General features: G+C 72.6%; 7 protein-coding genes. All 7 read right to left on the bottom strand.

Annotation, left to right across the window (positions count from 1 at the left end):
- The coding region (locus tag D6689_16135; GenBank protein ID RMH39580.1) for a capsular biosynthesis protein at nt 1-569 on the bottom strand (569 nt) is incomplete at its 3' end.
- The gene (locus D6689_16130; protein RMH39581.1) at nt 559-2769 is read right to left on the bottom strand and encodes a capsular polysaccharide biosynthesis protein; all 2211 of its coding nucleotides are present in this window, start codon (nt 2767-2769) and stop codon (nt 559-561) included. The genes D6689_16130 and D6689_16135, both read right to left, overlap by 11 nt.
- Nucleotides 2720-4105, bottom strand: coding sequence for a 3-deoxy-manno-octulosonate cytidylyltransferase (gene kdsB, locus D6689_16125; GenBank protein RMH39579.1), 1386 nt, complete (start codon nt 4103-4105; stop codon nt 2720-2722). The genes D6689_16130 and kdsB overlap by 50 nt, the downstream gene beginning before the upstream one ends.
- The gene (locus D6689_16120) at nt 3985-4824 is read right to left on the bottom strand and encodes a 3-deoxy-8-phosphooctulonate synthase (protein RMH39578.1); all 840 of its coding nucleotides are present in this window, start codon (nt 4822-4824) and stop codon (nt 3985-3987) included. The genes kdsB and D6689_16120 overlap by 121 nt, the downstream gene beginning before the upstream one ends.
- 13 nt (nt 4825-4837) lie before the next feature.
- Nucleotides 4838-5512, bottom strand: coding sequence for a hypothetical protein (locus D6689_16115; GenBank protein RMH39577.1), 675 nt, complete (start codon nt 5510-5512; stop codon nt 4838-4840).
- On the bottom strand, nt 5509-6165 hold the full coding sequence (locus D6689_16110) for an ABC transporter ATP-binding protein (GenBank protein ID RMH39576.1): 657 nt from the start codon (nt 6163-6165) through the stop codon (nt 5509-5511). Before D6689_16110 ends, D6689_16115 begins: the two co-directional genes overlap by 4 nt.
- Nucleotides 6162-6545 (bottom strand): ABC transporter (locus D6689_16105; GenBank protein RMH39575.1); only part of this gene is annotated, 384 nt, incomplete at its 5' end. The genes D6689_16110 and D6689_16105, both read right to left, overlap by 4 nt.

Here is a 6545-nt window from a genome sequence, read left to right as displayed (position 1 = left end):
CGCAGCGCGTGCACGTCGCGATGATGGCGATAGTGCGGGTAGCGCCAGCCGAACAACGTGCACGCGACCGCGTTGGCCGCCGTGTACCACGCCCACCGCGGGAACACGTTCCCGACGGGCGCCGGCGGATCCAGATCGGCCAGCGCGGCCGCTTCGCGCCGGAACACCTGCGGGTCGCGCGGCATCGACGAGTAGCCGTTGACGCCGCCGCGCTCGCACGTGACGAAGTCCGGGCGCAGGTAGCCCTCCTCGAACACCCACACCGCCGCACCGCGGGCGCGCGCGACCTCGATCGCCTGCCGGTGCAGCGGGCGGCAATCCCCGTAGAGGAACACGCCGTCGATGCCGCGCTCGTCCATCAGCCGCGCGCACCATGCCGGCCAGCGTTCCATCGGCTCGCGGTAGGCGACGGCGTCGGGGCCGCGGAAGAACAGCGCGTCGCCCGGGTTGAAGTTGACCTTGGTGACGCGCGCGCCGCGCGCGCGCAGCTCCGCGGCCAAGCGGGCGAAGAACGGGCCATTGGGCCCCTGCAGCAGCAGCGCGCTGGTGACGCCGAAGTCAGGGAGCATGCAGCACCCCCCGGGTCGCGGCCGCCAGTTTGCGCAGCTGTCGCCGCGGCCACGACACCTTCACGGTCCGCGCGTCCGCCCGCCGCTCGCGCTCGGCCACGAGCTGGTCCATCACCACCTCGGGCGTCGTGAACTGCCCCGTCGCGCGGTTCAAGTAGATCGGGTAGCGCAGCAGCACGCCGGCGACGAGTTCGTCGAGCGAAAGGCGGCGCGTGCGCCGTGCCACCGGATGGCGATCCTCCGTGAGGCCCCAACCGGCGTAAAACGGCTGGCCGTAGGTGACGACGCGCAGCCCGCGCAACAGCGCCTCGAAGCCGACGAGCGAGGTCATCGTGTGCACCTCGTCGGCCATCTCGAGGCACTGCGCGAGGCTCGCCTCCTCCTCGATGCGATCGCACCACGCGTGCGCCGCGTCGCGGGCCGCCCCGCCGGTCCGGTTGCCGCTGAGCACATCCGGGTGGGGCTTGTAAAGGAGGAACGCATCCGGCGCAACCCGGCGGACCGCCGCGAGCAGGTCGAGGTTGGTGCGGATGTCGCGGCAACCGAGCCGGATCGACGCGTCGTCCTCGACCTGGCCGGGGACGAGCACGACCCGGCGGCCCGGCGGCGGACGCCACGCCACCGGCCGGCCAACGTTGTACTTGCTCACACCCGCCGCCACGATGCGCTCGCGCAGGCGTGCCGCGCGCGCCAACTCGTCCGGCGAAAACTCCGCGGTCTGCAGGATTCGTTCGAGGTCGCTCGGACGCGTCGGATCGTAGTAGATCCCCGCGCGGTCGACCACCAGCGACGCGGGCACCTCGAGATCCGACCCGAGCCCGACCGACCGCAAGAATCCGTCCTCCATGCGCGCGATCGGGCGCCCGAGCCGGCGCGCCAATCGTTCGACGTCGACGCCGGCGCGCTGTCCCCACACCAACAGGTGCGCGTCGGGCCCGACGCCGAGCGACTCGGCGTGCTCGGCGTCCCGCGCAAACGCCACGGAGCCGCCCGGCGACCGCAGGTACGCGCGCACGTAGCCGCGCTTCCACGGCCGAAACCCGAAGCACACCCACCGGCCGCGGTTGCGTTCGAACATGCGCCGCTGAAGCGCGAGGTGGTCGATGACGCGCTCGATGTCGCACGGACAGCCCGTGTCCGGGTCGACGTAGCGCGCGTACGCGATGTACGCGGCGAAAAACACCTCCTCGACCGAACGCGACCGGCCCCGGCGCGGGATCGCCGCGCGGTCGTCGGTGAGCCCCCAGCCCGCGTAAAACGGCGCGCCGAAGCAGGTGACCGGAATGCCGGCCATCACGGCCTCGAACCCGAGCTGCGAGGTCACGACGTAGACGCGGTCGACTTGCTGCACCAACCGGATCGGGTTGATCGGTTCCGCGACGACGTGGACGCCCGGTTCGGCGACGCGCGCCAGATAGCCGCGCTTCTTGCCGGCGACGACGTCCGGGTGCGTCTTGACGAGGAGGTCGGCGCCCGGGTTCTCGTCGCGCGCGGCGCGCAGCATCGCGTCGAACGTGGCGGCATCGGCCAGGCCGAGCCGCACCGACAGGTCGCCGCGCGTCTGGTCGACGACGAGCACGCGCGGCCGGCGCCCCGGCAGGCGGACGGGGCCGGGCGGCGAATGGTTGTACTTGCTCAGCCCCGCGTCGACGATGGCGTCGATACACGCCCGCGCGCGCTCCGCGCCGGCGGTGTCGCACACCGGGCCGTCTGCCGCCAGCAGCGCCTCGAGCCTCGACGGCCGGGTGGCATCGTAGTAGATGCCGCGGTCGTCGAGCACGATCGACAGCGGTGCGGCGCCCGAGACGCCGAGGCCGACGGAACGAAGAAATCCGTCCTCGGCACACCAGTACGGCAGTCCGTGGCGCGCGGCGTAGGCGCGCGCCCGCTCGTGGCGGCGCTTGCGCCCCCAGCCGACGACAGCGTCGAGGTCGCGGGCACGGGCCGCCGGCGGGAAGCGCGCGATCCGCTGCGCGCCGACGAGCGCCGGCAAGTGCGGCGTCCGCGCCAGGCGGCGCGAGAACACGCCGACGGTCCGCCACGGCGCGCTGTCGCCGGCTGCCGCGTCACACACCGCGCCCGCTTCCGCGCCGGCCGGCAGCGCCGCGCCACCCGGGGTCCACCGCGCCGCGCTCCGATCGCCTCGCGCGCTAGCGCCCACGAAGCACCTCCTCGACGCGCGCGATGTCCTCCGGCACATCGACGCCCGCCGGCGGAGCCGCGTCGGCGCGCGCAACGTACACGCCGACGCCGGCCGCGAGCGCGCGCAGTTGTTCGAGCCGCTCGGCCGTCTCGAGCGGGTGCGGCGGCAGCGCCGCGAGCCGGCGCAGGTCGCCGACCCGATACGCGTACAACCCCACATGGCGCAAAAACGGCACTCCCGCCGGCAGCTCGTCGGGCGCCGCGCCGAGCGCGAACGCGCCGCGGACCCACGGGATCGGCGCGCGCGAAAACCACAGCGCGCGACCGTCGTCGGCGCACACGACCTTGACCGCATTCGGGTCGAACAGCTCGGCCGGCGCCCGCACCGGTACCGCCACCGTCGCGATTCCCACATCGGGCCGCGCCGCCAGTTCGCCGGCGACCAGGCGCACCAGCGCCGGCGGCATCGCCGGCTCGTCACCCTGCAGGTTCACGACGATGCGGTCGTCGGACCAACCGACGTGCTCCGCCAGCGCCGCGATGCGATCCGTACCGGACGCGCACGCCGGCGACGTGAGCGCGGCGCGCGCGCCGGCGGCCCGCGCCGCGGCGGCGATGCGCTCGTCGTCGGTCGCCACCCACACCTCCGCCGCCCCGGCGTCGACGGCTCGCCGCACGACGTGTTCGATCATCGGCCGTCCGGCGATCGCGCGAAGCGGCTTGCCGGGCAGGCGCTCGGACCCGTAGCGCGCCGGGATCGCCACCGTAAACCGCGGGTCCGCCGCCGCGCGCGCCGCGCAGATCGCGTCGGCCACCTCGCGGAGCGCGCCCCGGCCCCCCGGCGTGCGCGTCACCCAGTCGGCGGCAGCGCGCACGCTCGCATGCGCGTCCGCGACCGCGATCGCGACACCGGCCGCGGCCAGCGCCGGCAGATCGAGCGCATCGTCCCCCACGTACGCCACCTCGCCGGCGTCGACGCCGGCCGCGGCCGCCAACTCGGCCAGCGCGTCCCGCTTGTCCGCCCGCCCGGGCAGGTAACGCGCGACGCCGAGGTCGGCCAGCCGCCGCGCCACCGCCTCGGACCGGCGCGCGGTCACCACCGCCACCTCCACCCCCGAGTCGATCAGCGCGCGGATGCCGGCCCCGTCCCGCACGTGAAACGCCTTGATCGCCTCGCCGTCGCCGGCGTACCACAGCGTGCCGTCGGTGAGCACCCCGTCGACGTCGGTGACGACGAGCCGCACGCGCGCGAGCCGGTCGCGCAGCGCCGCCGTCACAGGTCCTCCTCGTCCTCGAGGTACGGACGCCGCTTGACCTCGCGGTCGATCGCGAGCAGCCCCTCGAGCAGCTCCTCGGTGCGCGACAGCGGCCACTGGTTCGGGCCGTCGCTCCACGCCGCGTCCGGATCCGGGTGGACCTCCATGAACAGGCCGGCGACGCCCGCCGCCACGGCCGCGCGCGCGAGCACCGGCACCATCTCGCGCTGGCCACCGGATGCCGCACCGCGGCCGCCCGGCTGCTGGACCGAGTGGGTCGCGTCGAACACGACCGGACAACCGATCCGCCGCATGATCGCCAGACCGCGCATGTCGGACACCAGCGTGTTGTAGCCGAACGACACGCCGCGCTCGCACACCATCACATCGTGGTTGCCGACGGCGCGGCACTTGTCCACGACATGTTGCATATCCCACGGAGCGAGAAACTGCCCCTTCTTGATGTTGACCGGCTTGCCGGCCGCGGCGACGCGCTGAATGAAGTTGGTCTGCCGGACCAAAAACGCCGGCGTCTGCAATACGTCGACCACGTCGGCGACCTCGTCGACCGGCGTGTCCTCGTGAACGTCGGTGAGCACGGGCACGCCCACCTCACTGCGCACCTTGGCCAGGATGCGCAGCCCCTCGGCCAGCCCCGGACCGCGCGGCGCCGTCGCCGACGTGCGGTTGGCCTTGTCGAAGCTCGACTTGAACACGTACGGCACGCCGAGCCGCCGCGCGATGTCCGCGAGCGCGGCCGCAGTGTCGAGCGCCATCGCCTCGCCCTCGATGACGCACGGCCCGGCGATCAGAAACAGCGGGCAGCGATTGCCGACCACGTGGCCTGCGAGTTCCACCTTCGGCCTCGCCTCACAGCTTGGCGTGCTCGCGAATCGCGGCGGCCGCCAGGCCGACGATCCCCATCAGTGCCAGACACACGAAGAACACGGTGGCGATGCGCCAGCCCCGCTTCGGCAGCGCCGCGACATCGGGCAAGGACGGCTCCGCCAGAATCACGAGTCTCGGCGGATGCGGGTCGTCGGGAAACAGTGCGGAGACCTTCTTGTCGAGCGCCGCGAGCACCTCCTTACACATCGCCTGCGCGAACTCGGGAGTGAACGCGCGCGCGCGCACGGTGAGCGTCCCGGCCGTCTTGTCGAACGCCGTGTCGATGCGCTCGCGGACGTAGCGGTAGCGTTCCTCGAACGGCGCATCCTCCGCCAGCCGCGACCATCGGTCGACCTGCGGCGCCGCAAAGTGTTCCTGCAGGCTCAGCGCCTCGTCGAGCGCGCGGACGAGGTCGCGCGACTGGACGTACGCGCGCAACAGGTTCGCGTCGCGCTCGAGGTGGCCCTCCTTGCCGTCCGGCCCGTACCGCACGGCGACGACCGCTTCGGACACGTACTGAGACGACGCCCAACAGCCGTAGTACACCGCCGACAGCAACGTCGGGACGACCACCCACGCGACGAACCGGCGCGCGAGCCGCCGCGCGCGCGCCTGGCGAATCGCGCGCGCGCGCGCCGCACCGTCGAGCGAACTCATGCCGCCAGCTCCCGGCTGTAGACGTCGGCGGCTTCTTCCACGCTGTCGAACATGACCAGGCGGCCGTTTTGTAGCACGGCGCAGCGGGAGCAGTACTCCTTGAGCGTCTCGACGCGATGCGAGACCATGATCAGGGCCGCTCGCTCGCGCCGCGCGGCGAACGCCTCCTGGCAGCGGCGGCGGAACCGCTGGTCGCCCACGGCCGTCACCTCGTCGACCAGGTACGCGTCGAAATCGATGGCCATGCTGAGCCCGAACGCCAGGCGCGCCCGCATACCCGACGAGTAGGTCCGCACCGGCATGAAGAAATAGTTGCCCAGGTCGGCGAACGCGCGCGTCTCGTCGACCACGCGGTCGACGCATTGGCCGTAGATGCGCGCGACGAACCGGCAGTTCTCCTCGCCGGTGAGCGACCCGTTGAAGCCGCCCTGAAACCCGATCGGCCACGAGATCAGCCCGCGCCGGATCACGCTGCCGGCATCCGGAAGCTCGGCGCCGCCAATGATGCGCAACAGCGTCGACTTGCCGGCGCCGTTGCGCCCGAGGATGCCGACCGCGGTCTTCGGAGGGAAACGCGCCGTCAATTCGTCGAGCACGACGTTCGGGCCGAATGGAGTCCGATAGATCTTGGTGACGCCGCGCAGTTCGATCATGTCAGCTCGATTCGTCCGCGCACCGAGCGCTCGAGAGTCAGGGCCACACACCACAGGCTCAGAGCCCACAATGCAACGTAGCCGACGTCGACGTATTGAGCGCTGTAACTCGGAAACCAGCCGGCCCGCACCAGCTCGGTGCAGTGCAGCACCGGGTTCGCCAACAGCGCGTCACGCGCCCGCGCCGGCAGTTGGTCCGCGACGAAGAAGATCCCGGAGATCCAGAACAGCGGCCGCATCAACGGGCCACGAGCCCGGTCGACGAAACGCGACATCTGCGCGAGCGCGCAGAACACCAGCCCGGCGCCGCTGCCGAGCACCGCCGCCCCCGCGAACCCCGCGATCACCCACAGCGGCTCGTGCACCTCGAGCGTCTCGGT

It is taken from the genome of Deltaproteobacteria bacterium, from assembly GCA_003696105.1.
Lineage (GTDB): Bacteria > Myxococcota_A > Polyangia > Haliangiales > J016 > J016.
Note: the sequence above shows the minus strand (reverse complement) of the source record. Positions and strands in the feature narration are given on the sequence as shown.

Coding starts and splice junctions, on each gene's coding strand:
- D6689_16130 (RMH39581.1), bottom strand. CDS start 2,769: ATGTGCCGGAGGACATCGCGCGCGTCGAGGAGGTGCTTCGTGGGCGCT.
- D6689_16115 (RMH39577.1), bottom strand. CDS start 5,512: ATGAGTTCGCTCGACGGTGCGGCGCGCGCGCGCGCGATTCGCCAGGCG.
- D6689_16110 (RMH39576.1), bottom strand. CDS start 6,165: ATGATCGAACTGCGCGGCGTCACCAAGATCTATCGGACTCCATTCGGC.